The 26,294-nt window shown below is 61.9% G+C and carries 24 protein-coding genes and 1 other RNA gene; 17 read left to right on the plus strand and 8 right to left on the minus strand.

Features of this window, described 5'->3' with window-relative positions:
- Positions 1–6: 6 nt before the first annotated feature.
- On the plus strand, positions 7–2,211 hold the full coding sequence (locus AB7813_RS12290) for a molybdopterin cofactor-binding domain-containing protein (protein WP_439082986.1): 2,205 nt from the start codon (positions 7–9) through the stop codon (positions 2,209–2,211).
- Positions 2,208–3,554 carry a c-type cytochrome gene (locus AB7813_RS12295; protein WP_439082985.1) on the plus strand — a complete coding sequence of 449 codons (1,347 nt, stop codon included), beginning with the start codon at positions 2,208–2,210 and terminating at the stop codon, positions 3,552–3,554. Before AB7813_RS12290 ends, AB7813_RS12295 begins: the two co-directional genes overlap by 4 nt.
- A 6-nt stretch (positions 3,555–3,560) precedes the next feature.
- On the opposite strand, the gene AB7813_RS12300 is transcribed toward AB7813_RS12295, so the two are convergent.
- The 5 genes from AB7813_RS12300 to AB7813_RS12320 all read right to left on the minus strand — a co-directional run bounded on the left by AB7813_RS12300 (position 3,561) and on the right by AB7813_RS12320 (position 6,044).
- Complete coding sequence (locus AB7813_RS12300; protein WP_439062835.1) at positions 3,561–4,385, minus strand: TIGR00282 family metallophosphoesterase; 825 nt, start codon at positions 4,383–4,385, stop codon at positions 3,561–3,563.
- A gap of 1 nt (position 4,386) precedes the next feature.
- On the minus strand, positions 4,387–4,974 hold the full coding sequence (locus AB7813_RS12305; RefSeq protein WP_439082984.1) for a 5-formyltetrahydrofolate cyclo-ligase: 588 nt from the start codon (positions 4,972–4,974) through the stop codon (positions 4,387–4,389).
- A gap of 129 nt (positions 4,975–5,103) precedes the next feature.
- A non-coding RNA gene (gene ssrS, locus AB7813_RS12310) (6S RNA) lies at positions 5,104–5,263 on the minus strand.
- A gap of 61 nt (positions 5,264–5,324) precedes the next feature.
- Complete coding sequence (locus AB7813_RS12315) at positions 5,325–5,708, minus strand: cell division protein ZapA (protein ID WP_068735170.1); 384 nt, start codon at positions 5,706–5,708, stop codon at positions 5,325–5,327.
- Positions 5,709–5,714: 6 nt separating this feature from the next.
- Positions 5,715–6,044: a DUF4164 domain-containing protein gene (locus AB7813_RS12320; RefSeq protein WP_089265387.1), complete on the minus strand. Its 330-nt coding sequence runs from the start codon at positions 6,042–6,044 to the stop codon at positions 5,715–5,717.
- Between the two features lie 309 nt (positions 6,045–6,353).
- On the opposite strand from AB7813_RS12320, the gene tkt reads away from it, so the two are divergent.
- The 10 genes from tkt to AB7813_RS12370 all read left to right on the plus strand — a co-directional run bounded on the left by tkt (position 6,354) and on the right by AB7813_RS12370 (position 16,279).
- Positions 6,354–8,339, plus strand: a complete 1,986-nt coding sequence (gene tkt / locus AB7813_RS12325; protein ID WP_439082983.1) for a transketolase — start codon at positions 6,354–6,356, stop codon at positions 8,337–8,339.
- A gap of 128 nt (positions 8,340–8,467) precedes the next feature.
- Complete coding sequence (gene gap, locus AB7813_RS12330; protein ID WP_068735164.1) at positions 8,468–9,478, plus strand: type I glyceraldehyde-3-phosphate dehydrogenase; 1,011 nt, start codon at positions 8,468–8,470, stop codon at positions 9,476–9,478.
- 30 nt (positions 9,479–9,508) lie between these two features.
- The gene (locus tag AB7813_RS12335) at positions 9,509–9,646 is read left to right on the plus strand and encodes a hypothetical protein (protein ID WP_439062838.1); all 138 of its coding nucleotides are present in this window, start codon (positions 9,509–9,511) and stop codon (positions 9,644–9,646) included.
- 24 nt (positions 9,647–9,670) lie between these two features.
- Positions 9,671–10,861, plus strand: coding sequence for a phosphoglycerate kinase (locus AB7813_RS12340; RefSeq protein WP_439062839.1), 1,191 nt, complete (start codon positions 9,671–9,673; stop codon positions 10,859–10,861).
- 62 nt (positions 10,862–10,923) lie between these two features.
- Positions 10,924–11,181, plus strand: coding sequence for a hypothetical protein (locus tag AB7813_RS12345; protein ID WP_439062840.1), 258 nt, complete (start codon positions 10,924–10,926; stop codon positions 11,179–11,181).
- Between the two features lie 180 nt (positions 11,182–11,361).
- A complete protein-coding gene (gene fba / locus AB7813_RS12350) occupies positions 11,362–12,429 on the plus strand; it encodes a class II fructose-bisphosphate aldolase (protein ID WP_315843266.1) in 1,068 nt (355 codons plus the stop codon).
- A 166-nt stretch (positions 12,430–12,595) separates the two neighbouring features.
- On the plus strand, positions 12,596–13,621 hold the full coding sequence (locus AB7813_RS12355) for a class I fructose-bisphosphate aldolase (protein ID WP_441228100.1): 1,026 nt from the start codon (positions 12,596–12,598) through the stop codon (positions 13,619–13,621).
- Positions 13,622–13,623: 2 nt separating this feature from the next.
- Positions 13,624–14,307 carry a thiamine phosphate synthase gene (locus AB7813_RS12360; RefSeq protein ID WP_231079728.1) on the plus strand — a complete coding sequence of 228 codons (684 nt, stop codon included), beginning with the start codon at positions 13,624–13,626 and terminating at the stop codon, positions 14,305–14,307.
- A gap of 7 nt (positions 14,308–14,314) precedes the next feature.
- Positions 14,315–15,385 (plus strand): tetratricopeptide repeat protein, encoded by a 1,071-nt coding sequence (locus AB7813_RS12365; protein ID WP_175368321.1) that lies wholly within the window; start codon positions 14,315–14,317, stop codon positions 15,383–15,385.
- 102 nt (positions 15,386–15,487) lie between these two features.
- Positions 15,488–16,279, plus strand: coding sequence for an inositol monophosphatase family protein (locus AB7813_RS12370; RefSeq protein ID WP_231079726.1), 792 nt, complete (start codon positions 15,488–15,490; stop codon positions 16,277–16,279).
- A 66-nt stretch (positions 16,280–16,345) separates the two neighbouring features.
- Here the strand turns inward: AB7813_RS12370 and AB7813_RS12375 are convergent, their stop codons facing one another.
- Positions 16,346–19,501, minus strand: coding sequence for a multidrug efflux RND transporter permease subunit (locus tag AB7813_RS12375; protein WP_439062841.1), 3,156 nt, complete (start codon positions 19,499–19,501; stop codon positions 16,346–16,348).
- Between the two features lie 10 nt (positions 19,502–19,511).
- Complete coding sequence (locus AB7813_RS12380; RefSeq protein ID WP_089265398.1) at positions 19,512–20,726, minus strand: efflux RND transporter periplasmic adaptor subunit; 1,215 nt, start codon at positions 20,724–20,726, stop codon at positions 19,512–19,514.
- A 361-nt stretch (positions 20,727–21,087) separates the two neighbouring features.
- On the opposite strand from AB7813_RS12380, the gene AB7813_RS12385 reads away from it, so the two are divergent.
- The 4 genes from AB7813_RS12385 to AB7813_RS12400 are packed head-to-tail and all read left to right on the plus strand — an operon-like array spanning position 21,088 to position 23,864.
- A complete protein-coding gene (locus tag AB7813_RS12385; protein WP_439062842.1) occupies positions 21,088–21,360 on the plus strand; it encodes a hypothetical protein in 273 nt (90 codons plus the stop codon).
- A 7-nt stretch (positions 21,361–21,367) separates the two neighbouring features.
- Complete coding sequence (locus AB7813_RS12390) at positions 21,368–22,378, plus strand: flagellar motor protein MotA (protein ID WP_089265399.1); 1,011 nt, start codon at positions 21,368–21,370, stop codon at positions 22,376–22,378.
- Positions 22,379–22,381: 3 nt separating this feature from the next.
- The gene (locus AB7813_RS12395; RefSeq protein ID WP_089265400.1) at positions 22,382–23,413 is read left to right on the plus strand and encodes a peptidoglycan -binding protein; all 1,032 of its coding nucleotides are present in this window, start codon (positions 22,382–22,384) and stop codon (positions 23,411–23,413) included.
- A 4-nt stretch (positions 23,414–23,417) separates the two neighbouring features.
- Positions 23,418–23,864 carry a GNAT family N-acetyltransferase gene (locus AB7813_RS12400; protein WP_439062843.1) on the plus strand — a complete coding sequence of 149 codons (447 nt, stop codon included), beginning with the start codon at positions 23,418–23,420 and terminating at the stop codon, positions 23,862–23,864.
- A gap of 21 nt (positions 23,865–23,885) precedes the next feature.
- Here the strand turns inward: AB7813_RS12400 and AB7813_RS12405 are convergent, their stop codons facing one another.
- Positions 23,886–25,748, minus strand: a complete 1,863-nt coding sequence (locus AB7813_RS12405) for an ABC transporter ATP-binding protein/permease (RefSeq protein ID WP_439062844.1) — start codon at positions 25,746–25,748, stop codon at positions 23,886–23,888.
- A gap of 192 nt (positions 25,749–25,940) precedes the next feature.
- Between AB7813_RS12405 and rpmE the strand changes: the two genes are divergently transcribed.
- The gene (gene rpmE / locus AB7813_RS12410; protein WP_089265403.1) at positions 25,941–26,171 is read left to right on the plus strand and encodes a 50S ribosomal protein L31; all 231 of its coding nucleotides are present in this window, start codon (positions 25,941–25,943) and stop codon (positions 26,169–26,171) included.
- Positions 26,172–26,294: the final 123 nt, after the last annotated feature.

Genomic DNA, 26,294 nt, shown 5'->3' on the forward strand with positions numbered 1-26,294 from the left:
TCGGTCATGAAACTTGCAGACAACATGCTTGTTGCGACCAGTCCTGCAAACAAGCCTTCTGGCCTGTCACGGCGCAATCTGCTCGCTGGCGCCTTTGCCGGCGGCTTTATGTTCGCCTTCCAGCTTCCGGTACGCGCGGCCAATGAGCCGACGCAACCTCCCGATACGACGGAGGGCAAATTCGCCCCCAACGCCTTCATCCGCATCGACACCACCGGCAAGACGACACTGGTGATGCCGCAAGTCGAGATGGGGCAAGGCATCTATACCGCCATCGCCATGATCCTCGCCGAAGAGCTCGACGCCGACTATGCGCAGATCACGCTGGAACATGCGCCGCCCAGCGACAAGCTCTACGGCAATCCAATTTTCATCATCCAGGCGACCGGCGGATCGACTTCGGTGCGCGCATTCTGGAAACCGCTGCGCAATGCCGGTGCAACCGCGCGTGCGATGCTGGTGCAAGCCGCAGCCGAACAGTGGCAGGTCGAACCTGCGAGCTGCACGGCGTCGAACGGGCAAGTGATGCATACGGCCAGCGGGCGCAAACTGTCTTATGGCGAGTTGTGCGACGCCGCCGGCAAACTCACGCCGCCGAAGGACGTCGCGCTCAAGGACCCGAAAGACTTCTCGGTGATCGGCAAGCCGCTGAAGCGCTTCGATACACCGGACAAGGTCAACGGCAAAACGATCTACGGTATCGACGCAATGATACCGGGCATGACATTCGCGACGCTGGCACAATGCCCGGTGTTCGGCGGCAAACTCGCCAAGGTCGATGACCGCGCGGCGAAGAAGATTCCGGGCGTGCGGCAGATCGTGGTGCTCGACGACCTCGTGGCCGTGGTCGGCGACCACATGTGGGCCGCCAAGTCTGGGCTCGAAGCACTCGACATCACCTGGGACGAAGGGCCCAACGCGAAGATCAGTTCGAAGGACATCTGGGCGCATTTGCGCACGGCCAGCGAGACGGACGGCGTAATCGCCAAATCCGTCGGCGACATCGCCAAGGGTCTCGCGACCGGCGAACGGATCGACGCGTCCTACGAGATGCCGTTCCTTGCGCACGCGACCATGGAGCCCTTGAATTGCACGGTGCACTTCAAGGGTGATTCCTGCGAGGTCTGGACGGGCACGCAGATCATGTCGCGGGTGCAATCCGAAGCCGCCAAGGCCGCGGGCCTGCCGATCGACAAGGTCACAGTAAATCAGCACATGATTGGCGGCGGCTTCGGCCGCAGGCTTGAGCCCGACATGGTCGTGGCGGCGGTGCGCATCGCCAAACAGGTCAATGGACCGGTCAAGGTGGTGTGGACCCGCGAAGAGGACATCCAGCACGACATTTATCGCCCCGTCTATCGCGACAACATTTCGGCGACACTGTCCAACGGCAAAGTGGTCGGCTTCAAGTACAAGATCGCAGGCTCGGCCGTGATCGCGCGTTGGCTGCCGCCTGCGTTCCAGAAGGGCATTGACATCGACGCCATCGATAGTGCCGCGGACCAGCCCTACGACTTCCCGCATTTCCAGTGTGAATATGTCCGTGTCGAACCACCGGCGGTGCCGACCGGCTTCTGGCGCGGCGTCGGCCCGAACAATAACGTGTTCGCGATCGAGAGCTTCATGGATGAGCTCGCTCGCAAGGCCGGCAAGGATCCCGTCGTGTTCCGGCGTGAATTGCTCGGCAAGGCACCACGGATGCTGGCGGCCCTCAATCTCGCGGCGGAGAAGGCCAACTGGGGTCAGCCGCTGCCAGCGCGCGTCGGACGCGGCGTGAGCATCCAGCCCACCTTCGATACTTCGATCGCGACTGTGGTCGAAGCGGAGGTGGATTCTCAGGGCGAGATCCGTCTGCGTCAGGTCAACGTGGCGGTCGACACCGGCATCGCTGTCAATCCCGACACCATCGTGGCGCAGATCGAAGGCGGCATCGTGTTCGGCCTCACCGCCGCGCTCTATGGCGACATCACCATCGAGAAGGGGCGCGTGCAGCAGTCCAATTTCCATGACTACCGCATGCTTCGGATCGACCAGATGCCGAAAATCAATGTCCACCTCATCAAGAGCGGCGAAGCGCCCGGCGGCATAGGCGAGTGCGGCGTGATCGGCGGACCGCCGGCACTGCGCAATGCAATTTATGCTGCGACTGGCGTTGCGCTGCGGAGGATGCCGATCGACCGCGATGCGATCGCCGAAAGGAAGAAGTCATGACGCCCGCCGCACGTCGCATTCTCGGCAGCGTCATTGTGATCGGTGTCGTGGCTGCAGCCGGCGCCGCGCTCTATGTTCGCGGTCCCGGACCGATGGCCTTCTCGGGCGGCCCGAAGGTGGCGCTGGCCGATTACAAGGGTCCCAATCCCACGGGCGTTCCCGCCAACATGGCCAACGCCAGCCCGATCGAGCGCGGCGAATATCTTGCGCGTGCGGCGGATTGCATGGTCTGCCACACTGCGCCCGGTGGCAAGGAATATGCCGGCGGCTTCGCATTCAAGCTGCCGTTCGGCACGCTTTACTCGACCAACATCACACCGGACAAAGAGACAGGCATCGGCAACTACACCGATCAGCAGTTTCTCGACGCCGTTCGAAGCGGCAAGCGCCACGACGGCGCCCGGCTCTATCCGGCGATGCCCTATACGTCCTACACTTACATGACCGATGCGGACACGCTCGCGGTCAAGGCCTATCTGTTCAGCCTCGCACCGGTGCGCGCAGCGCCGCCAGAGAATACGCTTGCCTTTCCGTTCAATCAGCGTTGGGCAATGACGTTCTGGTCGGCATTGTTCAATCCCAATACGCGCTTCGAACCCGATACGTCGCAAAGCCCGGAATGGAACAGGGGCGCCTATCTCGTCGAAGCGCTGGCACATTGCGGCGAATGCCATACCCCGCGCAATCTCGGCTTCGCACTCGACAACCGCAAGAAATTCGCTGGCGCCCTGACCGCCGGATGGCGGGCCTTCAATATCACCTCGGACAAGACGACAGGCCTTGGCAGCTGGAGCGACGACGATGTCGTTTCCTATCTGTCGATCGGACATGCCAAAGGTCACGGCACCGCTTCGGGGCCGATGGGCGAAGCCGTGGATCACAGTTTCAGCAAGATGGCGCCGACGGATATCAAGGCGATGGTCGCATTCCTGCGCACAGTGCCGGCGATGCCCTCGCCTGATCTGCCCGCGAAACTCGCGCCACCCGCACCGCCCTCGCACAGGGACGGCATGACAGCGAACGCGCTTGGCAAGACGGTCTTCCAGGGCGCCTGCGTGAGCTGCCATGGCTGGACAGGCGAGAGCGCACTCTCGCCCATGGCTACGCTAACTGGCGCGTGGGCCGTTAACGATCCCGGCGCGACGAACGTGGCGCAGATCGTGATCTCCGGCACCAAGCGGCATACGCCGCAAGGCGCACTCTCGATGCCAGCTTTCGGCAAGAGCCATTCAGATACGGAGATCGCGGCTGTCGCGAATTACGTGACCGCGCGCTTCGGCAGCAAGGGATCGCAGATCACGGCAAGCGATGTCGCGGATCTGCGCAAACAGACGGAGCAGTAGGCCGAACTAGTTCAGCCAGAACTCGGGCACGGCCTGCGACAAGCGGCCACCGAGTCGCACCGGCGCGATGCGTGATGCGAGGCCGGTCTTGTCATCGGTCTCGACCGCAACGCCCGACAAAGTCGCCGGGCCGAAGGCGGGCTCGAAACGGCCGGAGGGAATGCCGGTCGTGAAGCGCCTGACAGGCTCTTCCTTCTGCATGCCAATCACGGAATCATAGTCGCCGGTCATGCCGGCATCGGTCATGTAGGCGGTGCCGCCTGCGAGGATTTGATGATCGGCGGTCGGCACATGCGTATGCGTGCCGACGACGAGGCTCACGCGGCCATCGCAGAAGTAACCCATGCCCTGCTTTTCGCTCGAGGCTTCGCCATGGAAATCCACCACGATGGCGTCCGCGGCTTCCACCAGCGGACAGGCATCGATTTCCTTGCCGACAGCGCTGAACGGATCGTTGAGCGGCTCCATGAAGACGCGGCCCATGGCGTTGATCACCAGCGCACGCGCACCGTTCTTGGCGTCAATCAGCGCAGAACCGCGGCCGGGGGTGTGGCGCGGGAAGTTCAACGGACGGATCAGACGCGGCGCGCGTTCGATGAACACCAGCGCCTCTTTCTGATTCCAGGCGTGATTGCCGAGCGTCACCGCATCGGCGCCGGCGTCGACAAGATCGTTATAAATCGTCTCGGTGATACCGAAGCCGCCGGCGGCGTTCTCGCCATTGATGATGACAAGATCGAGCTTCCAGTCGCGGATCAGGCCCGGCAGTTTTTCGAGGATCACCACGCGGCCGGTTTTGCCGACCACGTCGCCGATGAAGAGAATACGCAAGTCAGATGCTCCGAAAATAGATCGTCCGGGTTTCGGTTAGCACATAATCCAGCGCCACGTCGTGCGGTTGCATGGGAATGGCCTCGATTTCCTGGGTGTCGAAGGCGACGCCCACGGAGATAAATGGCTTGATGGCGTGCAGTTGCGCGAAAGTGCGATCGTAATGTCCTGCGCCATAGCCAATGCGGTGGCCGGCGCGGTCGAATGCCGCGAGTGGTACCAGCAGGATATCGGGAATCAGTGGTGGCGCTTCCGGTGCTGGTTCCGGAATGCCCAGTGAACCGCGCACCAGCGCATCGTTCGGGCTCCAGATCCGGAACATCAGGGGCTCGTCACGGGCGATGATCACAGGGAGCGCCAGTTGCGCACCCTGGGCGGCGAGATGCTGCATCAGCGGGATCGGATCGATCTCGCTGCGGATGGGAGAATAGCCGGCGACGATGTCGCCGGCCCTGACCGGGAAAGGCAGCCCACGCGCTGCGACGGCTTGTGCGGCTGCCGACCGTTCGGCCTCGCTCAGCGCCGTGCGGCGTGCCAGCGCGGCTATGCGGAGTTCAATCTTTGTCGGAGTGGGCGGCGTGTCGGACATGCCGCACGATATGCTGTCCGCAGAGCCTGCGGAAGCGCAGGACCGGTCTTCGCGATCATCTTTGGCGAGCGAGGCCAAGATTGCACGGCAAACGCCATGCAAGGGCCACAGCCATCAAAAAAGTAAAAGTGCGAAGCCACGATGGCCGTTGAAGCACTCGATCCCGGAGCACCTACGAAAGTAGGTGGGCACCATGTGACCAGGTCCACGGACCTGGTCAGGGACAGTTCCCTGAAGGATCGATAAGGCCCCGGGGATATATGGCTCCTGACGCGCGACGCAGCCTCGCCTGAGCAATGTAGGGGTTATGAGACGGATGCGCCAGTGCCCGCTTGGCATCAAAGCCTGCGTTATCCAATAGCAACGCCGCCGCCGATGGTGCGGTTGAGCACCTGGGTGGTCTTCTCGATCCGCTCTGCCGCAGCATTCAGGGCCGCGGCAACCGCCGTCTGCGTCGCCCGTGCGCGATCTGCGGCGACAACGCGCACATCGCGCAATGCGGCGAGTTCTTCCTGCAGGGCACGGATCTGCTGATTGGCATCGACCAGTTCGTCGGCAATGGTCAGCGCCGCCATCACCGTCAGCCGCGCATCGCCGATCTCACCGAATTTGCCACGCAGGTTTTCGACGCGGGATTCAAGACTTTCCGCCAGCCGCAGCAGGCGGGTCTCCTGCCCCTCCTCGCAGGCCATGCGATATTGCCGGCCATTGATTGTAACGTTGACGTGGCTCATCTCGCTTTACTCATGCGCGTTGTCAGTCGCCAGCACCGCGCGGATGGTGCCGATGGCGGTGTCGAGCTTGTCGGCGATGTCGCGATTGGCGCGCTCCAGCCGGCGCGATTTCACCAGCGTGCCATCAAGCTCATCCGCCAGCCGGGACCGGTCGGCGCCAAGCGCCTGAATGCGGGTGGCCAGCTCATCCTCGTCGCGATCCGCCTCACGGCGGCGCTCGACCGCACTTTCCAGAGCATCCAGCGCTGCCATCAACCGCCGCGTGGCAGAGTCGATCTCGGCCGCACCGCCATTGGCGGGATCGGAGGCTGTGAGATGGGCGGGTCGTTCGATCATACTGGGTTACGCGGGACCTTGGGTGTGATGCGACGGGAGCTCAAAAACCACGGCTCCGCAAGCCTTTAGGCCCTGAAACTTAGGTTGCAAGCGAGCCGGACGCAACAAAGCTTAAAAGCTATGCACCGCAAAGCCGACAAAAACCGCCGGTAGATATCCACAGACCAGAACTGTCCGGGAGACCTTGGACTCCCAGGAACCCAGATGCTATCCACCAGTTTCTCCAAAGCGATCCCAACATCTCGCTGCAGACCGCCCCTCTTGCGGACGCAGAATATTCCATTCCCTTCAATTTAGACGGAAACCGACATGGCGCAGGTTGATCACTCGAAAATGGCCAACGCGATTCGTGCCCTCGCCATGGACGGCGTGGAAAAGGCCAAATCCGGTCACCCTGGGCTGCCGATGGGCGCCGCCGACGTCGCCACCGTGCTGTTCACACAGTTCCTTAAATTTGACGCGGCCGATCCGAAGTGGCCGGATCGCGATCGCTTCATCCTCTCGGCCGGCCACGGCTCGATGCTGCTCTATGCCCTGCTCTATCTGACGGGCAACAAGGAGATGACGCTCGACCAGCTGAAGAACTTCCGTCAGCTGCATTCGAAGACCCCCGGCCATCCCGAGAATTTCCACACGTCGGGCGTCGAGACCACGACCGGCCCGCTCGGTCAGGGCATCGCCACCTCCGTTGGCTTCGCGCTCGCCGAGCGCATGCTGGCCGCCGAATACGGCGATATCGTCGATCACTACACTTACGTGCTGTGCTCCGATGGTGACCTGATGGAAGGTGTCAGCCACGAAGCTCTGGCCATGGCCGGTCATCTCAAGCTGTCGAAGCTGATCTTCCTTTATGACGACAACGGGATTTCCATCGACGGTCCGCTGTCGCTTGCCGACAGCGTCGACCAGGTCGCACGCTTCAAGGCCCATGGCTGGAATGCCGTGCATGTCGATGGCCACGACCAGGTCGCCATCGCCGCTGCGATCAAGCAAGCGCAGGCGTCCGACCGCCCATCGATGATCGCCTGCAAGACCAAGATTGGCTTTGGCGCACCAACCCGCGCCGGTACCTCGAAGGCCCACGGCGAACCGCTCGGCGCGGAAGAACTCGCAGGCGCCAAGAAGGCACTGGACTGGAATTACGGCCCGTTCGAGGTGCCCGATGATATCCTGCAGGCCTGGCGCAATGTCGGCAAGCAGGGCGCATCGGCGCACGCGGACTGGCAGAAGCGTTTTGATGCCCTTCCGGACGACAAGCGCAGCGAATTCACCCGCCGCAACGATCACGTTCGACCGACAGCCATAGCGGACGCGATCCTCACGCTGAAGAAGAAGCTGATCGCCGAGCCGCAGACCGTCGCGACCCGCAAGGCGAGCGAACTCGCGCTCGAAGCGCTGGTGCAGGTCGTGCCGGAAATGGTGATCGGTTCAGCCGATCTCACGCCATCGAACAACACCCGCACCAAGGGCGCCATCGAAGTGAAGCCCGGCGAATTCAAGGGTCGCTACATTCACTACGGCATTCGCGAAATGGGCATGGCCGCAGCCATGAACGGCATCGCGCTGCATGGCGGCTTCATCCCGGCCGGCGCGACCTTCATGTGCTTCACCGACTATGCGCGACCGGCGATGCGCATCTCGGCGCTGGCGCAGATCCCGGTCATCTACATCATGACCCACGACTCGATCGGCCTTGGCGAAGACGGCCCGACCCATCAGCCGGTGGAGCATCTGGCGGCGATGCGCGCGATGCCGAACATGCGCGTGTTCCGCCCCGCGGACACGGTCGAGACGGCCGAATGCTGGCAGCTCGCCATGGAGAAGACCAACGGCCCAACCATGCTGGCCCTGTCGCGCCAGAACCTGACGCCGGTGCGCACCACCCATCACGACGACAATCTCTGCGCCGCTGGCGGCTATGAGTTGATCGCGGCCAAGGGCAAAGCCGCCGTGTCGATCTTCGCCTCGGGTTCGGAAGTCGAGATCGCAGTCGCTGCGCAGAAGCAACTGGCCGACAAGGGCATCGCGACGCGGGTCGTATCGGTCCCCTCGCTCGAACTACTGCTGGAGCAGCCTGAAGAGCGCCAGAAGGCGATCATTGGCGACGCGCCGATCAAGATCGCCGTCGAAGCCGCGGTCCGGTTCGGCTGGGATGCCGTGATCGGACACGATGGCACCTTCATCGGCATGAAGGGCTTCGGCTCGAGCGCGCCGGCCAAGGAGCTTTACAAGCTGTTCGGCATCACGGCCGAGGCCGTGGTCGAGGCTGCAACCTGCAAGCACAACGCGGCTTAACTCTATCGGAACGCTGGTAAATTTGACACATTGCACCAGCGTTCCATTCAGGGCATGAAACGCCCGTCACACGTCACTATATGAAGGCCCTCACGCGAGGTTTGAGCCTAATAAAAGGGAGAAGTTGAATGGCAGTCCGGGTTTCGATCAACGGTTTTGGCCGCATCGGCCGCAACGTCCTGCGGGCGATCTACGAGTCCAAGCGCACCGACATCGAAGTCGTCGCCATCAACGATCTGGGGCCGGTTGAAACCAACGCCCACCTGCTGCGCTTCGACAGCGTGCATGGCCGCTTCCCCGGCGAAGTCACCGTCGACGGCGACAGCATCCAGCTTGGCAATGGTAACAAGATCAAGGTCACTGCGGTGCGCGATCCGAACACGTTGCCGTGGAAGGATCTCGGCATCGATATCGCGCTCGAATGCACCGGTATCTTCAGCGCCAAGGCGAAGGCGACGTCGCATCTGACCGCAGGCGCCAAGCGCGTGCTGGTTTCGGCTCCGTCCGATGGTGCTGATGCCACGATCGTCTACGGCGTCAACCACAAGACCCTGACCAAGGAGCATCTGGTCGTTTCCAACGGTTCGTGCACCACCAACTGCCTGGCGCCTGTCGCCAAGGTGCTGAACGAGACCGTCGGCATCGAAACCGGCTTCATGACCACGATCCACGCTTACACCGGCGACCAGCCCACACTGGACACGCTGCATAGCGATCTCTATCGCGGCCGCGCCGCTGCGATGTCGATGATTCCGACCTCGACCGGCGCCGCGAAGGCCATCGGCCTCGTGATGCCCGAACTGGCCGGCAAGCTCGACGGCGTTTCGATCCGCGTACCGACCCCGAACGTCTCCGTGGTCGATCTCAAGATCATCGCCAAAAGGAGCACCACAAAAGAAGAGATCAACGAAGCGATCAAGAAGGCTGCGGCCGGCGAGCTGAAGGGCGTGCTTGGCACCACTTCGCATCCGAACGTGTCGATCGACTTCAATCACGATCCGCATTCGTCGACCTTCGCCTTCGACCAGACCAAGGTGCAGAACGGCACGCTGGTGCGGGTACTCTCCTGGTACGACAACGAGTGGGGCTTCTCCAACCGCATGGCCGACACCGCCGTCGCGATGGGCAAGCTGCTCTAAAATATACTTGGCAACGAACAGGAGACTGGAATGGCACTTCCGTGGTGGATTGTTATTCCAGTCGGCGTCCTTTTCGTTGCCTTTATCGTTTTTGCGCTCCGCCAAGGCGCGACGGTGAATACCGACCCTGAAAGTACACCGCCGAGCTATCCGGGCGAGCAACCTTAAACTTCAAGAACGGCCCAATCTCGCATGGCAACATTTCGCACCCTCGACGACGTCGATGTGAAGTCCAAGCACGTTCTCGTGCGCGTCGATCTCAATGTCCCCATGGACAGTGGCAAGGTTACCGACGCAACGCGGCTTGAACGCATCGCGCCAACCATCACCGAAATTTCGGACAAGGGCGGCAAGGTCATCCTGCTCGCGCATTTCGGCCGCCCCAAGGGCCGCGACGACAAGAACTCACTGAAGCCCGTGGCTGCGGCACTTGCCGATGTGATCAAGAAGCCGGTCGCCTTTGCCGACGACTGCGTTGGCGACGTCGCAGCCAAGGCCGTTGGCGCCATGAAGGACGGCGACATTCTCTGCCTTGAGAACACGCGCTTCCATTCCGCTGAGGAGAAGAACGATCCGGCTTTCGTCGCCGAACTCGCCAAGCTTGGCGATATCTGGGTCAACGATGCATTCTCGGCTGCACATCGCGCCCACGCCTCCACGGAAGGCCTCGGCCACAAGCTGCCCGCTTATGCCGGCCGCACCATGCAGGCCGAGTTGGACGCCCTCGGCAAGGCGCTGGACGCGCCGACCAAGCCGGTGATCGCCATCGTCGGCGGCGCCAAGGTGTCGTCGAAGATCGATCTCCTCGAAAATCTCGTCACCAAGGTCGATGCGCTCGTGATCGGCGGCGGCATGGCCAACACCTTCCTGCATGCGCAGGGTGTCAAGGTCGGCAAGTCGCTGTGCGAGAAAGATCTCGCCGCCACCGCGCTGCGGATCATCGACAAAGCTGAAGCCTCCGGCTGCGCCATCATCCTGCCGGTGGACGCCATCGTCGCATTCCACTTCGCCGCCAATACGCCGTCTCACGCCTACGGCCTCGATGCGATCCCAGATGAGGGCATGATCCTCGATGTCGGTCCGCAGTCGATCGAACGCATCAACGCAGCGATCGACGATGCCGCCACGCTGGTCTGGAATGGCCCGGTCGGCGCATTTGAAATGACACCGTTCGACCGCGGCACGGTTGCCGGCGCCAAACACGCAGCGGCGCGCACCAAGGCGAAGAAGCTGATTTCAGTCGCCGGCGGCGGCGACACGGTGGCCGCGCTCAATCACGCCGGCGTCGCCGATGACTTCTCCTACATCTCGACCGCCGGCGGCGCTTTCCTCGAATGGATGGAAGGCAAGCCGCTGCCGGGTGTGGAAGTGTTGAAGAAGTAGCAGCGGTACATTTTTGCCCGCAAGACTTGTGGGTGCCGCAATGTTTATGGTATGTTCTTTCCATGAGCGAGAATGTGCAAACAGCAATGTTCGAGATCCTGAAGAAAATTCAGGGTGATGTTGCTGCGTTTCGCGGGGCGGCCGATAAACGTTTCGAGCAAGTCGATAGCCGTCTGGAGCGCGTCGAGACATTAGTGCGCAAACAACGCCGTGATGGCGCTGCGATGCTGGTCATGATGCGTTCAGCAGCCGGTGATTTCGAAGAGCGGCTTGCAGCCGTAGAGCAGCAGATCGCTTTGCAGGACGCCAGCGAGCACTGACGTTCGGAAATACTAACGCGTTGGGAATTCCATTAGCTGGAACGCTGGGCCATCGTGGCGATTAACGTTGGCTGTATGCGCGACTGATGGCGTCTTGGATTCGCCGTCTCCTCGCGCTAAGAGCCATATATCCCTCGGCGCGGCGTTTGCGCCTGTCCCAATTTACAAGGAGCTTCCTGCATGGCCCGTATTACGTTGCGTCAACTGCTCGATCACGCGGCAGAACACGATTACGGAGTGCCGGCCTTCAATATCAACAATATGGAACAGGCGCTGGCGATCATGGAAGCCGCATCGGGTGTCGATGCACCGGTCATCATCCAGGCCTCGCGCGGCGCCCGCTCCTACGCCAACGACATCATGCTCAAGCACATGATGGACGCGGTCACCGAAATCTATCCGCACATTCCCGTCTGCGTGCATCTCGATCACGGCAACGAAGCTGCAACCTGCATGACCGCAATCCAGGCCGGATTCACCTCGGTGATGATGGACGGTTCGCTGAAAGCGGACGGCAAGACGGCGGCGGACTGGGACTACAATGTCGGCGTGACCAAGACCGTCACTGATATGGCGCATCTCGGCGGCATATCAGTGGAAGGCGAACTCGGCGTGCTCGGCTCGCTGGAGAGCGGCATGGGCGAGGCCGAAGACGGCCATGGCGCCGAAGGCCAACTCAGCCATGACCAGTTGCTGACCAATCCCGATGAGGCCGTGAAGTTCGTCAAAGAAACTCAGGTCGACGCGCTGGCGATTGCCATGGGCACTTCGCACGGCGCCTACAAGTTCACCCGCAAGCCGGACGGCGATATTCTCGCCATGAACGTGATCGAGGAAATCCACCGCAAGCTGCCGAACACCCATCTGGTGATGCACGGCTCATCCTCGGTCCCGCAGGACCTGCAGGATATCATCAACAAGTTCGGCGGCCAGATGAAGCCGACCTGGGGCGTCCCGGTGTCGGAAATCCAGCGCGGCATCAAGCACGGCGTGCGCAAGATCAACATCGACACCGACAACCGGATGGCCATGACCGGCCAGATCCGCAAGGTGCTGAGCGAGAACCCCAGCGAATTCGACCCGCGCAAATATCTGAAGCCGGCGATGGAAGCGATGGTCAAGCTCTGCAAGCAGCGCCTGCAGGAATTCAATACCGCCGGCCAGGCCAGCAAGATCAAAAAGGTGCTGACCACGGCCGAAATGGCCAAGCGTTACGCATCGGGCGAGCTGAACGCGAAGATCGCCTGAGCCCAAACTGCCAATTGACTGTGTTTCAGCCTGCCATACAGCCTATGGCAGGCTGAATTTTTGCCGGAATCGGATGCGGACGGGCTCATTGGCCAGCCAGATGCTCGGATTTTGCCCGAGAACGGTCTAGATTGACCTGCAGGACTAGCCCGCTCAGGACATGCCCATGAATCTCGCCGAACTCAACAAAATCGCCCGCGCCATGACCGCGCCGGGCAAGGGCTTGCTTGCCGCAGATGAATCGTCAGGCACGATCAAGAAGCGCTTCGATGCGATCAGCGTCGAGTCGACCGAGGACAACCGCCGCGATTACCGTGAAATGCTGTTTCGCTCGCGCGAGGCGATGAGCAGCTACATTTCCGGCGTGATCCTCTACGACGAGACCATCTGGCAAAACGCCAAGGATGGCACGCCGCTGGTGCGGCTTATCGAGGAAGCCGGCGCCATTCCCGGCATCAAGGTCGATGAGGGCACGCAGGCCTTGCCGAACTGTCCCGGTGAGCTCGTCACAGCGGGCCTCGACAAGCTCGCCAAGCGTCTTGCCAAATATTACGCGCGCGGCGCGCGCTTCGCAAAGTGGCGCGCGGTGATCGATATCGGTGCCGGGATTCCCTCGATGACCGCAATCTCCGTCAACGCGCACGCGCTCGCTCGCTATGCAGCACTATGCCAAGCAGCTCAGATCGTCCCGATCGTCGAGCCCGAAGTGCTGATGGACGGCGATCACGACATCGACCGCTGCGTTGAGGTGACGCAGCGCGTACTCAACAAGACGTTCCAGGAATTGCGGGTCCAGCGGGTCGCGCTGGAAGGCATGATCCTGAAGCCGAACATGGCCGTCTCTGGCAAGAAGTCGAAGACGCAGGCTGGTGTGGCTGAAGTGGCCGAGAAGACCGTGCGCATGCTGAAGAACTGCGTGCCCGCATCGGTGCCCGGCATCGCATTCCTCTCCGGCGGCCAATCTGACGAAGATGCGACCGCGCATCTCGACGCCATGAACAGGATCGGCAGCCTGCCCTGGCCACTGACATTCTCCTATGGCCGCGCGCTCCAGGCAGCGCCGCAAAGGGCATGGTCCGGCAAAGCCAACAATGTGCCCGCCGGTCAGCAGGCCTTCACCCATCGTGCACACATGAATTCACTCGCCAGCAAGGGCGAGTGGACGACTGATCAAGAACAGAAGGCACTATAATCTTGGCTTCCAAACCCGTCCCGCCACCGCCGATGCCGCGCCTCTATCTCGCGACGCCCGTCGTCGAGGATCCGTCAGTGCTGGCGGCGAACCTACCTGCTCTTCTTGAGAGAGCAGATGTCGCTGCCGTCCTGGTGCGACTGGCGACGACCGACCAGCGCACCATGATCACGCGCATCAAGGCGCTGGCGCCTGTCATCCAGACCAACGGCGCCGCGATGCTGGTCGAAGGCAATGTCGAGCTCGTCGCACGCGGCGGCGCCGATGGCGCGCATCTGCCCGGTCTCGCTCCCCTGCAGGATGCACTCCCCTCGCTGAAGCCTGATCGCATTGCAGGCTGCGGCGGATTGTCGACGCGCCATAATGCGATGGCAGCGGGCGAGGCCGGTGCCGATTACGTGCTATTCGGCGAACCCGACCCGAACGGCCAGCGCCCATCGGCTGACGCCATTGTCGAGCGCCTTCAGTGGTGGGCCGAATTGTTCGAACCGCCTTGCGTAGGCTTTGCCACAACGCTCGATGAGGCCAGGGAATTCGCAGCTGCCGGCGCTGACTTCGTGCTGGTCGGCGACGTCATCTGGAACGACGCGCGCGGTGCTGCTGCAGCCTTGATGGACGCAGAGAAGGCAATCCAGCAGGGATACGCGACGCTCGTCTCGGGGCAGTCCAAGGTCGAACAGGAATAACGCCGGAATGAAAATTCTGCGTTCCCTCACTGTAATTGCCGGCTGCCTGACCTGGGCAGCCAGCGCGACCGCGCAGATTTCGCTGACACCGCCGGGGGTGCAAACGCCACCACCGGCTGCAAGCAAGGCAGCTCCAAAAAAGGCGCCGGCACCGGCGAAAGCGCCAACAGCAGCGAAGAAAGCTCCTACGCCGCCTGCTGAAAAGCCCGCGCAGCCTGCAGAAGCCGCACCAACCGACCCCAATGCCGACCTGGTCTATGGCGCCTATCAACGCGGTCAGTACAAGACCGCTTTCGACCTCGCGAGCAAACGCGCGCAGGAGAACAACGATCCGAAGGCGATGACCATGCTTGGCGAACTCTACGCCAATGCACTGGGGGTAAAACGCGACTATGCGAAAGCTGCAGAATGGTATCAGCGCGCGTCGGAACGCGGCGACCGCGAGGCCATGTTCGCACTGGCGATGCTGCGACTGTCGGATCGCGGCAATGTCGGCAAACGCGATGAGGCCGTGAAGCTGCTGGCATCCTCCGCCAAGCTCGGTAATCCGAAGGCCGCCTACAATCTGGCGCTGCTCTATCTCGACGGACAGACGCTGCCGCAGGACGTCAAGCGTTCGGCCGAATTGCTCCGCGTCGCCGCCGATGCCGGTAACCCCGAAGCGCAATACGCGCTGGCGACGTTCTACAAGGAAGGGACCGGGGTCGAGAAAAGCATCGACAAGGCGGTCCGTCTGCTCCAGGCGGCATCCTTGGCCGACAATGTCGACGCCGAGGTCGAATATGCCATTGCGCTCTATAACGGCACGGGAACCCCCAAGAACGAGGCTGCGGCCATCGCCCTGCTTCGCAAGGCCTCCAAACAGAACAGCCCGATCGCCCAGAACCGCCTCGCCCGGGTGCTGGCGCTCCGCACCAATACAGACGACCGGCTGGAAGGTCTGAAATGGCACATCGTCGCCAAAACCGCCGGAAAGGGGGACCTGATGCTCGACGAGCTTCTGGCCCAAGCCACCCCCGAGGAAAAGACCAAGGCCCAGGAAGCCGCCAAGAAGTGGCTGGGCACGACCCAGAAATGACCCCTGTAGCGATCTTGCCTTGACGAGATGCCGCCCGCAGGGCACCCATCGCCTCAGCAACCCCCAATCAGACCTGCCGTCAGGTCGTCGTGAGACGAACGCATGATCAATTCAGCCCTTATGAACGTGATGGTGAAAGCCGCGCGCCGCGCCGGCCGTAGCCTGAAGCGCGACCTCGGCGAGATCGAGAACCTGCAGGTCTCGATGAAGGGCCCCGCCAATTTCGTCAGCCTCGCCGACAAGCGGGCCGAGGAGATGCTCTATACGGACCTCAACAAGGCCCGCCCGGGCTATGGCTTCCTCGGTGAGGAGGGTGGCAACCGTGACGGCACCGACAAGAGCCACACCTGGATTGTCGATCCGCTCGATGGCACCACCAACTTCCTGCACGGCATCCCGCAATTCGCAGTCTCGATCGGTCTGGCGCGCGAAGGTCAGGTGATTGCCGGCCTGATCTACAATCCGGCCAATGACGAACTCTATATGGCCGAGAAGGGCTCGGGCGCGTTCCTCAACGACACCCGCCTGCGCGTCGCCGGCCGCAAGCAACTCAACGAATGCGTCATCGCCTGCGGCCTGCCGCATATCGGCCGCGGCGACTTCGAATTGTCACGCAACGAAATGGCCGCGTTGCAGCCAAAGGTCGCGGGCCTGCGCCGCTTCGGCGCGGCCTCGCTCGATCTGGCTTTCGTGGCAGCCGGTCGCCTCGATGGCTATTGGGAGCGCAACCTGCAGCCTTGGGACATCGCTGCCGGCCTGATCCTGATCAAGGAAGCCGGCGGTACTGTTGGCGATATCAATGGCGGTGATGTGCTGACGACCGGCAACATCGTTGCCGGCAACGAGTTCGTCCACGGCGCTCTAACGAAGATCCTGCGGCCGCTGACGAAGTAAGATTGATCGCTCGAATACAAAAAGCCCGGATGGCGTTGCGCCATTCGGGCTTTTTGTATGATTGCCTTAGCTGTGCGACACGGACGGCGATGCGCTCGGCTCCTGCTTTGCCTCTTCCGTCTTCGGCGCCTTGTCCGGCGAGAACAGCCTCTGCACCGACACGAAGAACACCGGCACCATCAGCAGCGCCAGGATCACCACCGCGATCATGCCGCCGGTGACCGATGTACCTAGCGCCTGCTGGCTGGCACCGCCGGCGCCCGATGCAACGACCATTGGCAACACACCGCAGATAAAGGCGAGACCGGTCATCACGATCGGCCGGAACCGCAGGAAGCACGCTTCCATCGTGGCATCCACCAGCGACTTGCCCTGCGCGCGCAGGTCCTTGGCGAATTCGATAATCAGAATCGCGTTCTTGGCCGCGAGACCGATGATCGTAATCAGACCCACCGTGAAATACACGTCGTTCGGCAGGCCCCGCAAATTCGCCGCCAGCACGGCGCCAACGATGCCGAGCGGCACCGTCATCAGCACGGCCACCGGGATCGTCCAGCTCTCATAAAGCGCTGCGAGCACCAGGAACACCACCAGCGCTGACAGCGCGAGCAGGAACGGCGCCTGCGAGCCGGACAGCTTCTCCTGCAGCGACTGGCCGGTCCACTCGAAGCCGAAACCGCGCGGCAACAGGCCAGCCAGACGCTCCATCTCCTTGATGGCGTCGCCCGAGGTGAAACCGGGCCGTGCCTCGCCGGAGATTCGCACCGCCGGATAGAAGTTGAAGCCGGCAATCTGGGTCGGACCCTTCGCCCATTCCACAGTGGCAAAGGACGAGAACGGCACCAGCTGCCCGCGGCTATTCTTGACATTGTAGTTCAGAATGTCGGCGGCGTTCATCCGGTTGGCGGCCTCGGACTGCACCACGACGCGCTGCATACGGCCGCGGTTCGGGAAGTCGTTGATGTAGTTCGAACCGAGATTGGTCGAGATCGTGCTGTTGATATCCTCGAAGGTGACGCCGAAGGCGCCTGCCTTTTCGCGGTCGATCATCAGATTGACCAATGGCGCTGGTGGCAGACCTTCGACGAACACCTTCTGCAACACCGGGCTGGCATTGGCGTCTGCAATCAGCTTGTCGGATGCAGCATTAAGCGCGACGAACCCCTTCTGGCCGCGGTCCTGGAGGCGGAAGCTGAAGCCTGAAGAGTTGCCGAGGTTATCGATCGGCGGCGGCTGCAAAGCGGAGATCTTGGCGTCGCGGATCGACGACAATTCCCGATTGATATCGTTGACAAGCGCCGCGGCGGAATCGCCGGGCGGGCGTTCAGCCCAGTCCTTCAGGGTGATAAAGGCCTGCGCGGTGTTCATACCCTGCCCGAGGAAGCTGAAGCCGGTGAGGAACACGACGCTCTCGATGCCGGAACGCTTCTTCAGATATGCCTCGACCTTCTCGATGGCGCCCTCGGTGCGAGCGAACGAGGAGTCCGACGGCGTCTGCACGTCAGTGGTGATGAAGCCCTGATCGTCGATCGGCAGAAAGCCGCCGGGCATCCGCATGAAGCCCCAGGTCAGTCCGACGAGCAGCGCGACATAGACGATCAGCAAGCGTCCGGTGCGCTGAATCGACCAGCCCACCGTCCTCGAATAGCCGTCGCGGGTAGCGTCGAGCTTGCGGTTGAACCAGCCGAACACGCCCTTCTTGGCATGGCCGTGTCCTTCCTTGATCGGCTTTAGGAAGGTTGCGCAAAGCGCCGGCGTCAGCGACAGCGCCAGCAGCGCGGAGAACGCAATCGAGGCGACCATGGTGACCGAGAACTGGCGGTAGATGATGCCCACTGAGCCGGGGAAGAACGCCATCGGCACGAACACGCCGATCATCACCAGCGTGACACCGATGATGGCGCCAGAGATCTGGCCCATCGCCTTCTTGGTGGCTTCCTTCGGCGGAAGCCCCTCCTCGCTCATAATGCGCTCGACGTTCTCGACCACGACGATGGCATCGTCGACGAGGATGCCGACAGCCAGCACCATGCCGAACATGGTCAGCATGTTGATCGAATAGCCGGCCAACAACAGCATCGTGCAGGTGCCGAGCAGCGCGATGGGCACGACGATGGTCGGGATCAGCGTGTAGCGGAAATTCTGCAAGAAGATGAACATCACGATGAAGACGAGGACAACCGCCTCGATCAGCGTCATCACCACCTTCATAATCGATGCTTTGACCACCGGCGTGACGTTGTACGGAATGTCGTAAGCGATGTTGGCAGGGAAGAAGTTCGACAGCTCCTTCATCTTGGCTTCGATAGCCGAGGCCGTCGCCAGCGCGTTGCCCTTCGGGGACATCAGCACCGACAGGCCGGCCGTCGGCTGGCCGTTCAGGCGCGTGGTAAATTGGTAGCTGAGGCCGCCGATCTCGATACGGGCGACGTCGCGGAGCCGCACGGTCGAGCCATCGGAATTGGCGCGTAGCACGATGGCGCCGAATTCTTCCGGCGTGGAGAGCTGGCCTTTGACGAGCACCAGTGACGACGTCTTGGTGGTCGCTGTCGAGGGCTCGGCACCGACGCTGCCGGAGGCAACCTGGGCGTTCTGTGCGGTGATGGCCTTGTTGACGTCGTCGGAGGTCAGATTGTAGCCAACCAGCTTGGCGGGATCGACCCAGACGCGCAGCGAGCGCTCGGTGGAATAAAGCGAGGCACGGCCGACGCCGGGAATACGACGAATTTCACCAAGGATGTTGCGGATCATGAAGTCGCCGAGGCCGACTTCATCCAGGCTGTTATCGGTGGAGCGCAGCGTGATGATGTTCAGCACCGCGGCAGAGGCTTCCTCGACCAGGATACCCTGCTGGATCACAGCACGCGGCAGACGCGCTTCCACGCGCTTCAGGCGGTTCTGCACTTCGACTGACGCCTGGCTGGTATCGGTACCGGGCTGGAAGTTCGCGATGATCTCGACGGCGCCCAGCGAGTCGCTCGTCGATTCGAAGTTCAGGATGCCCGCAGCGCCGTTGAGTTCCTCTTCAATCAGCCGCGTCACGCTGTTGTAGAGATTCTCCGGCGACGCGCCCGGATAGCTGGTCGAGATCGAAATCGACGGCGGCGCGATGATCGGATACTGCGCAATCGGCAGCTGCGGAATCGCAATGGCGCCGAAAAGACAAATGAAAAGCGCGACGACCCAGGCAAAAATCGGCCTGTCGATGAAAAAACTAGCCATGTCGATTTACTCAGGGACGCGCTTGAGTGGTTTTCTGCCCCTCGGGCGGAAGGCCCGCAGTGGCATTCGCGTCAGTCCAGGCGGTCGCCTTGACCTTGTCGCCAGCAGCGAATTTCTGGAAGCCCTCGACCACGACGCGCTCGCCGCCCTTCAGGCCTTCGGTCACGAACCACTGACCATCCTGCACGGCACCTGTTCGTACCATCTGGACCGCAACATGACCGTCATCCTTGACAACGAATACTTCAGCTCCGCCGCCACCATTGCGCTGCACTGCCTGCTGCGGAACCGCAATGGCATCGGTGTCGATGCCCTGCTCAATCTGCACGCGGACATACATGCCCGGTAACAGCTCACGCTTCGGGTTCGGAAATTCGCCGCGCAGCGTTACCTGACCCGTGAAGGTGTCGACCTTGGCTTCGGAGAACAGCAGCTTGCCCGGCAGCGAATAGAGCGTGCCGTCGTCAAGCATCAGTCTCACCTTGGCCGCGCCAGGCGCGATCCGCTCGAGATCGCCGGTCTCGAAAGAGCGGCGCAAGTTATTCAATTCGGACACCGACTGCGTGAAATCGGCATAGATCGGATCGAGCTGCTGAATGGTGGCGAGATTCGTATTGTCGTTCTGCGCAAGCAGCGCACCTTCGGTCACCAGAGCGGCTCCGACAATGCCGTCGATCGGCGCGCGGATGGTTGCATAGTCCAGATTGAGGCGCGCACGCGCGACGTCGGCTTTCTTGGATGCAATCTCGGCTTCAGCCTGACGCTGCGCACCGACTGCTTTCTCGGCTTCCGCTTCGGAGACTGCTTTCTGCAGTGCAAGACCCGACACGCGCTTGGCCTGCATCGACGCGAGATCATAGGCAGCTTCCGCCTTGTGAAGCGACGCCTTTGCGGACTGCAATTCCACCTCGAACGGCTTCGGATCGATGCGATACAGCGTGTCGCCCGCCTTCACCTCGGTGCCCTGATGAAACGCGCGCTCGATGATAATACCCGACACACGCGAACGCACATCGGCAACGCGCGTCGGCGCAATACGTCCGGGCAATTCGCGAACCAGCGCACGTCGCTGTTGCGTGACGGAAATGATGCTGACTTCAGGCTCGCTCACCTGAGGCGGCGCAGACGCCACCGCGTCCTTGGGTTCGTTGCATCCTGCGAGCACGGGCGCGAGTCCCGCCAGCAGAAGCGCGAAGCCTGCAGAGCGTGCGTTCAACATCGTCATTTACTTTGATATCCCAAGTTGCGAATTCGAACATGCATCAACGGATACGCCGGACCTCTGTGGTCTTCATGCGCGTAGCCGGATTTATCGAACTTCTTTGATAGCCTAGAATAAAAACCGCGGTGCTGCGGCGCAATACATATCGAGGCGGCGCATTGCCACACGGCCTATCGTATTGAACTCACAAAGGCTTTCGAGGCTCACGCGAACGTGAATCGGATGGAACCGGCATACGTTTAGTTAACAGCAGCCATTCGATAGTGGCTCACGCCACTATTCGCTTCCATTCGCATAGACAAACAAGCCTGCGGTCGCAGAAAGAACCGGCGCCAGCACCGCATCCATATGCGGAGTTGCGTCCATGGACCAGACGCAGGATGCGTTCGATCTCGTCGCGATGGCAATCGAAATTGTCGAGCCAGTCATTCGCCGTGCGTGCGTAGCGCGTGCCGCTCCAGCGCCACTCTTCTCCACAAACGGCTCAACAAAAAGGTCTTTTCTAAATACGCGGCAGATCGAGCCGGGTTTCAACTGGAAGTTCCCGGTGACATCGCTGATTCCGGCGGTATCCGATCTTTTTTTGTCGCGGGGCTGTGCCATATTGCGCGTCGAACCTTTCCTCGCATGCAGATGATCAGCACATGGCGCCTGGCTCCTCCTCCCGCTCCGCGATGGAAATCGAACTGACCAAGCTCTCATCGCCCCGGATCTTCCTGGTCCGAATGCTGGTGTTTCTGGTGCTCTGCGGTCTGATCATGACCGTGCTCTACAAGCAGATCGTTCTCGCTTTCTTTGCCAATCCCGGGCTCAACGCGCTGATCGGCGCGGTATTGGCGATCGGCATTATCCTGTCGTTCCGGCAGGTCATCCGGCTCTATCCGGAAGTCTCGTGGGTCAACAGCTTTCGGATTTCCGATCCTGGCCTCGCGCTGGACCGACGCCCGACCCTGCTGGCTCCGATGGCTGCGATCCTCGGCGGTGAGCGTACCGGCCGTATGACCATCTCGCAGCAGACCATGCGGCATCTGCTCGATTCGATCGCGACGCGCCTCGACGAATCCCGTGACATCTCGCGCTATATGACCGGCCTCCTCGTATTTCTCGGGCTGCTCGGCACCTTCTGGGGCCTGATCGAGACCGTTGGCTCCGTCGGCAAGGTGATCGAAGGCCTCAAGGTCGGCGGCGATGCCGGCTCGCTGTTCGACACGCTGAAGGAAGGCCTCGCCGCGCCGCTCGCCGGCATGGGCATCTCGTTCTCGTCATCGCTGTTCGGCCTCGCCGGCTCACTGATCCTCGGCTTCCTCGACCTGCAATCCAGCCAGGCGCAGAACCGGTTCTATACGGATCTGGAAGACTGGCTCGCCTCCACCGTGAAGGAATATTCCGGCGAGACAGCCCCCGTTACCTCATCTGGCACCCCGGCCGAGTTACAGGATGCCATCGAGCGCCTGCGTCGCTCCATCGAGGACGGCAACAACAACCGTGGCACCACGACCGCCATGGCCAATCTCGCCGATGCGATCCAGAGCCTTGTGGCGCATATGCGCAGCGAGCAGGAGATGATCCGCGAATGGGCCGATGGCCAGGGCGAACAGAGCCGCGAGATCAAGAAGCTGCTGGAACACATCGCTCGCCAACCTGAGAAGAACTGATCCATGGCATTGGCACGCAATCGCCGCGGCTCTTCCGAATTCAATTACTGGCCGGGCTTCGTCGACGCGCTGTCGACGCTGGTACTCGCGATCGTCTTCCTGCTGTCGATCTTCCTCGTCGTGCAATTCTATCTGTCGCAGGAAGTCACCGGCAAGGACAAGGCGCTGGAACAGCTCACCGCCAAACTGGCACAGCTGAACGATCTGCTGTCGCTGGAGAAGCTCGGCAAGCTCAATCTCGACGAACAGCTTTCTCAGATGCGCGCCGGGCTGTCCGCCGCGGAATCGGAGCGCGACCGGATCAAGGGCCTGTATGACGGCCTCGCCGGTGCGGGCTCTGATGCCGCAGGCCGCAACACCGAGCTCAACAAGGCGCTGGATTCCGAGAAGCAGCTCTCCGCCCGTGCGCTGGCGCAGGTCGAGGTGCTGAACCAGCAGATCTCCGCGCTGCGCCGCCAGCTCGCGGCACTCGAAGAAGCGCTGGAAGCGTCCGAGAAACGAGATAAGGAATCGCAGGGCCGCATCGTCGATCTTGGCCAGCGCCTCAACGTCGCACTCGCGCAGCGCGTTCAGGAGCTGTCGCGCTATCGCTCCGAATTCTTCGGACGCCTGCGCGCCATTCTCGGCAACCGGCCTGACATTCGGGTGGTCGGCGATCGCTTCGTGTTTCAGTCCGAAGTATTCTTCGATGTCGGCCAAGCGGCTTTGCTTCCCGAAGGCCGCGCCGAACTGGACAAAGTCGCAAGCGCTCTGATTGAGCTCGACAAGCAAATCCCGGCCGAAATCGCCTGGGTGATGCGCGTCGACGGCCACACCGACTCGCGGCCGATCCTCAACAGCCCGCTGTTCAAATCGAACTGGGAACTGTCATCGGCGCGCGCGATCTCGGTGGTGCAGTATCTGATTTCGCTCGGCGTCCCCGCACAACGCCTCGTCGCCGCCGGCTTCGCCGAAAATCAACCGCTGGATACGGCCCAGACCGAGGAAGCCTACAAGCGCAACCGCCGCATCGAACTCAAGCTCACCGAGCGCTGAGGACATGTCCGAGGCATTCCAGCTGCGGTCCTATCGCGAGAGCGATGAAGACTCATCTATAGCCCTGTGGCTGGAGACATGGCGACAGGCCTATCCCTCGATCAATTTCGACGCCCGCGTCGACTGGTGGCGCGAGCGATGGCGCGACGAACTGGTACCCGTAGCGCAGATCGTGGTCGCCGAGCAAAACGGTGCGATGGTCGGTTTCGTCACCATCGACCGCACCGGATATCTCGACCAACTGGTGGTGAGTCCAACCAAATGGGGATCGGATGTTGCTCGCCTACTCGTCGATGACGCCAAGCGGCTATCGCCGGGCGGCGTGACGCTCAAGGTCAATGCCGATAATGCCCGCGCTATCAAATTCTATGCACGCAACGGCTTCGTCAAAACGGGCGATGAAGTGAACACGTCAGGCCGCGCCGTCGACCTGATGGAATGGAAGCCGTAGCAAGCCTCCGATCGTCGACACTCACACCCCGAACTGCAACCTTGCCAGCCTGGCATAAAGCCCGTTCGCGGCAACCAGCGAGGCGTGCGTGCCCTGCTCGACGATGCGGCCATGATCCATGACGAGGATGCGATCGCAGGACAGCACGGTGGCGAGGCGATGGGCGATCACCAGCGTGGTGCGGTGCTTCATCAGCTCTTCCAGAGCAGTCTGCACCAGCGTCTCGGATTCGGCATCGAGTGCAGACGTTGCTTCATCGAGCAGCAGCAGCGGTGCATCGCGCAGGATGGCGCGTGCGATGGCGATGCGCTGACGCTGGCCGCCGGAGAGCGTGACGCCGCGTTCGCCCAACTGCGCCTCGAATCCATCAGGCAGGCGGCGAATGAATTCCGTGGCATGCGCCAGCGATGCCGCATGCTCGACTTCAGCGTCCGTCGCATCGGGACGACCGAAGCGGATGTTCTCGCGGGCGGTTGTAGCGAACACGACGGAGTCTTGCGGCACCAGTGCGATACGCTTGCGGAGCTCGCGCGGATCGGCATCACGGATTGGCACGCCATCGACCGAGATGGCGCCGCCCTTGGGATCGTAAAAGCGCAGCAGCAGATGAAACAGCGTGCTCTTGCCGGCGCCGGACGGGCCGACGATGGCGACCTTTTCGCCAGCCTTCACCGATAGCGATACGCCAGCGGCCGACAGGATCTCCGGACGCGTCGGATAGGCAAAGGAGACATTGTCGAACACGACGTCGCCGCGCGCGGGCTGCGGCAAGGCCCGCGGCACTGCCGGAGCAACGACGGCGGACTTCACGTTGAGGATTTCGAACAGTCGTTCCGCCGCGCCCGACGCCGCCGAAATCTCGCCCCAGACTTCGCTGAGCTGGCCGAGGCTGGAGGCCGCGAAGGCCGCATAGAGCACGAACTGGCCGAGCCGGCCCGGTGTCAGTGCGCCCGTCAACACGTCATGCGAGCCGACCCAGAGAATGCCCACGACACTGGAGAACACGATGAAGATGATAACCGCGGTCAGCACGGCGCGCGCGCGCGTGGAGCCGCGCGCAGCGTCATAGGCCTGCTCGACCTCCTTACCGAAGCGCGCGTTCGCCAGCTGCTCGTTGGTATAGGCCTGCACGGTACGGATCGAACCGACGAGTTCGCCGGCATAGGCCGAGGCTTCCGCCAGCGTATCCTGTGCGTTGCGCGACAGACGCCGCACCCAGCGCCCGAAGGCCACCAGCGGGATCACGATCAGCGGGATCGCCGCGAGCACGAAGCCGGAGAGTTTCGGGCTGGAAACGACCATCATGGCTGCCGCGCCGAGAAACAGCACAAGGTTGCGCAACGCGATGGATACGGACGCGCCGACCGCTGACTTGATCTGCGTAGTATCGGCCGTGAGCCGCGACACCAGTTCGCCGGAGCGCGACGTATCGAAGAACGACGGCGACAGCGCGGTGAGATGCTGGAACACGTCGCGGCGCAGATCGGCGACGATGCGCTCGCCGATAGTCATGACGAGGTAGTAACGGGCCGCGCTGGCCAGCGCGAGCACGACCACCACAGCGATCATGACGCTGAAATAGTTGTTGATCATCGCGATGCCTTCGGGGCTGAAGCCGAAGTCGATCATCCGCCGTGCCGCCACAGGCACGACGAGGGTGGTCACAGCCGCAACGGTCAACGACACCAGCGCCAGCAGCGCCCGGCCGCGATACCGCGCCACATAGGGCGCCAACGCCAGGAGCGGCCGCAATTTGGCTCGGCTGGGTGGTATCTGGGGCTCCACAACGGTATCCGCCAGCGACGGCTCCGGAAGCACCGGATCGGGCTGCGGAAGCGTCGGCTTGGCCGCGCGGGGGATCTCAAGCCGTTCGACTGCACTCATGATTTATAACCGTTCTTGTCGTTGCCCTGAGATAGGCCGGAGCGGGCCCCGAGGCAAATGACCTAGGTCAATTGCAGAGGCAATGATCCACGACGGGAGTCCTTGTCTCCCGCACGTTCCTGCGATATAGAGCGGCCAAATCCGCCATCGAAATCACAGAGATTCAGGCGCCGGCGCGCCGAAGGAACCGTCATGAAAGCCGAAATTCACCCGGATTATCATAACATTACGGTCGTTATGACCGATGGTACGGAGTATCAGACCCGTTCCACCTGGGGCAAGGAAGGCGACAAGCTGAACCTCGACATCGATCCGAGGTCGCACCCAGCCTGGACCGGTGGCACCACCCAGCTTCTCGACCGCGGTGGCCGCGTGTCGCGCTTCCAGAAGAAGTTCTCGGGCTTCCTCAAGAAGGAAGATTGATCTTCACAAGGAAGATCGGCCTTTCAGGCTTATCCGATTGCCTTTCAAAACGCCTCTGCAGCCAGCAGGGGCGTTTTTCGTTGCTGGCCGACATTGGCCATGGCGGTACCTTAAAACCGCCTC

It is taken from the genome of Tardiphaga sp. 20_F10_N6_6, assembly GCF_052076045.1.
In the GTDB taxonomy this organism is placed as follows: Bacteria; Pseudomonadota; Alphaproteobacteria; order Rhizobiales; family Xanthobacteraceae; genus Tardiphaga; species Tardiphaga robiniae.

Coding starts and splice junctions, on each gene's coding strand:
- AB7813_RS12290 (WP_439082986.1), top strand. CDS start 7: ATGAAACTTGCAGACAACATGCTTGTTGCGACCAGTCCTGCAAACAAG.
- AB7813_RS12295 (WP_439082985.1), top strand. CDS start 2,208: ATGACGCCCGCCGCACGTCGCATTCTCGGCAGCGTCATTGTGATCGGT.
- AB7813_RS12305 (WP_439082984.1), bottom strand. CDS start 4,974: ATGTCCGACACGCCGCCCACTCCGACAAAGATTGAACTCCGCATAGCC.
- AB7813_RS12315 (WP_068735170.1), bottom strand. CDS start 5,708: ATGAGCCACGTCAACGTTACAATCAATGGCCGGCAATATCGCATGGCC.
- AB7813_RS12320 (WP_089265387.1), bottom strand. CDS start 6,044: ATGATCGAACGACCCGCCCATCTCACAGCCTCCGATCCCGCCAATGGC.
- tkt (WP_439082983.1), top strand. CDS start 6,354: ATGGCGCAGGTTGATCACTCGAAAATGGCCAACGCGATTCGTGCCCTC.
- gap (WP_068735164.1), top strand. CDS start 8,468: ATGGCAGTCCGGGTTTCGATCAACGGTTTTGGCCGCATCGGCCGCAAC.
- AB7813_RS12335 (WP_439062838.1), top strand. CDS start 9,509: ATGGCACTTCCGTGGTGGATTGTTATTCCAGTCGGCGTCCTTTTCGTT.
- AB7813_RS12340 (WP_439062839.1), top strand. CDS start 9,671: ATGGCAACATTTCGCACCCTCGACGACGTCGATGTGAAGTCCAAGCAC.
- AB7813_RS12345 (WP_439062840.1), top strand. CDS start 10,924: ATGAGCGAGAATGTGCAAACAGCAATGTTCGAGATCCTGAAGAAAATT.
- fba (WP_315843266.1), top strand. CDS start 11,362: ATGGCCCGTATTACGTTGCGTCAACTGCTCGATCACGCGGCAGAACAC.
- AB7813_RS12355 (WP_441228100.1), top strand. CDS start 12,596: ATGAATCTCGCCGAACTCAACAAAATCGCCCGCGCCATGACCGCGCCG.
- AB7813_RS12365 (WP_175368321.1), top strand. CDS start 14,315: ATGAAAATTCTGCGTTCCCTCACTGTAATTGCCGGCTGCCTGACCTGG.
- AB7813_RS12370 (WP_231079726.1), top strand. CDS start 15,488: ATGATCAATTCAGCCCTTATGAACGTGATGGTGAAAGCCGCGCGCCGC.
- AB7813_RS12375 (WP_439062841.1), bottom strand. CDS start 19,501: ATGGCTAGTTTTTTCATCGACAGGCCGATTTTTGCCTGGGTCGTCGCG.
- AB7813_RS12380 (WP_089265398.1), bottom strand. CDS start 20,726: ATGACGATGTTGAACGCACGCTCTGCAGGCTTCGCGCTTCTGCTGGCG.
- AB7813_RS12385 (WP_439062842.1), top strand. CDS start 21,088: ATGGACCAGACGCAGGATGCGTTCGATCTCGTCGCGATGGCAATCGAA.
- AB7813_RS12390 (WP_089265399.1), top strand. CDS start 21,368: ATGGCGCCTGGCTCCTCCTCCCGCTCCGCGATGGAAATCGAACTGACC.
- AB7813_RS12395 (WP_089265400.1), top strand. CDS start 22,382: ATGGCATTGGCACGCAATCGCCGCGGCTCTTCCGAATTCAATTACTGG.
- AB7813_RS12400 (WP_439062843.1), top strand. CDS start 23,418: ATGTCCGAGGCATTCCAGCTGCGGTCCTATCGCGAGAGCGATGAAGAC.
- AB7813_RS12405 (WP_439062844.1), bottom strand. CDS start 25,748: ATGAGTGCAGTCGAACGGCTTGAGATCCCCCGCGCGGCCAAGCCGACG.
- rpmE (WP_089265403.1), top strand. CDS start 25,941: ATGAAAGCCGAAATTCACCCGGATTATCATAACATTACGGTCGTTATG.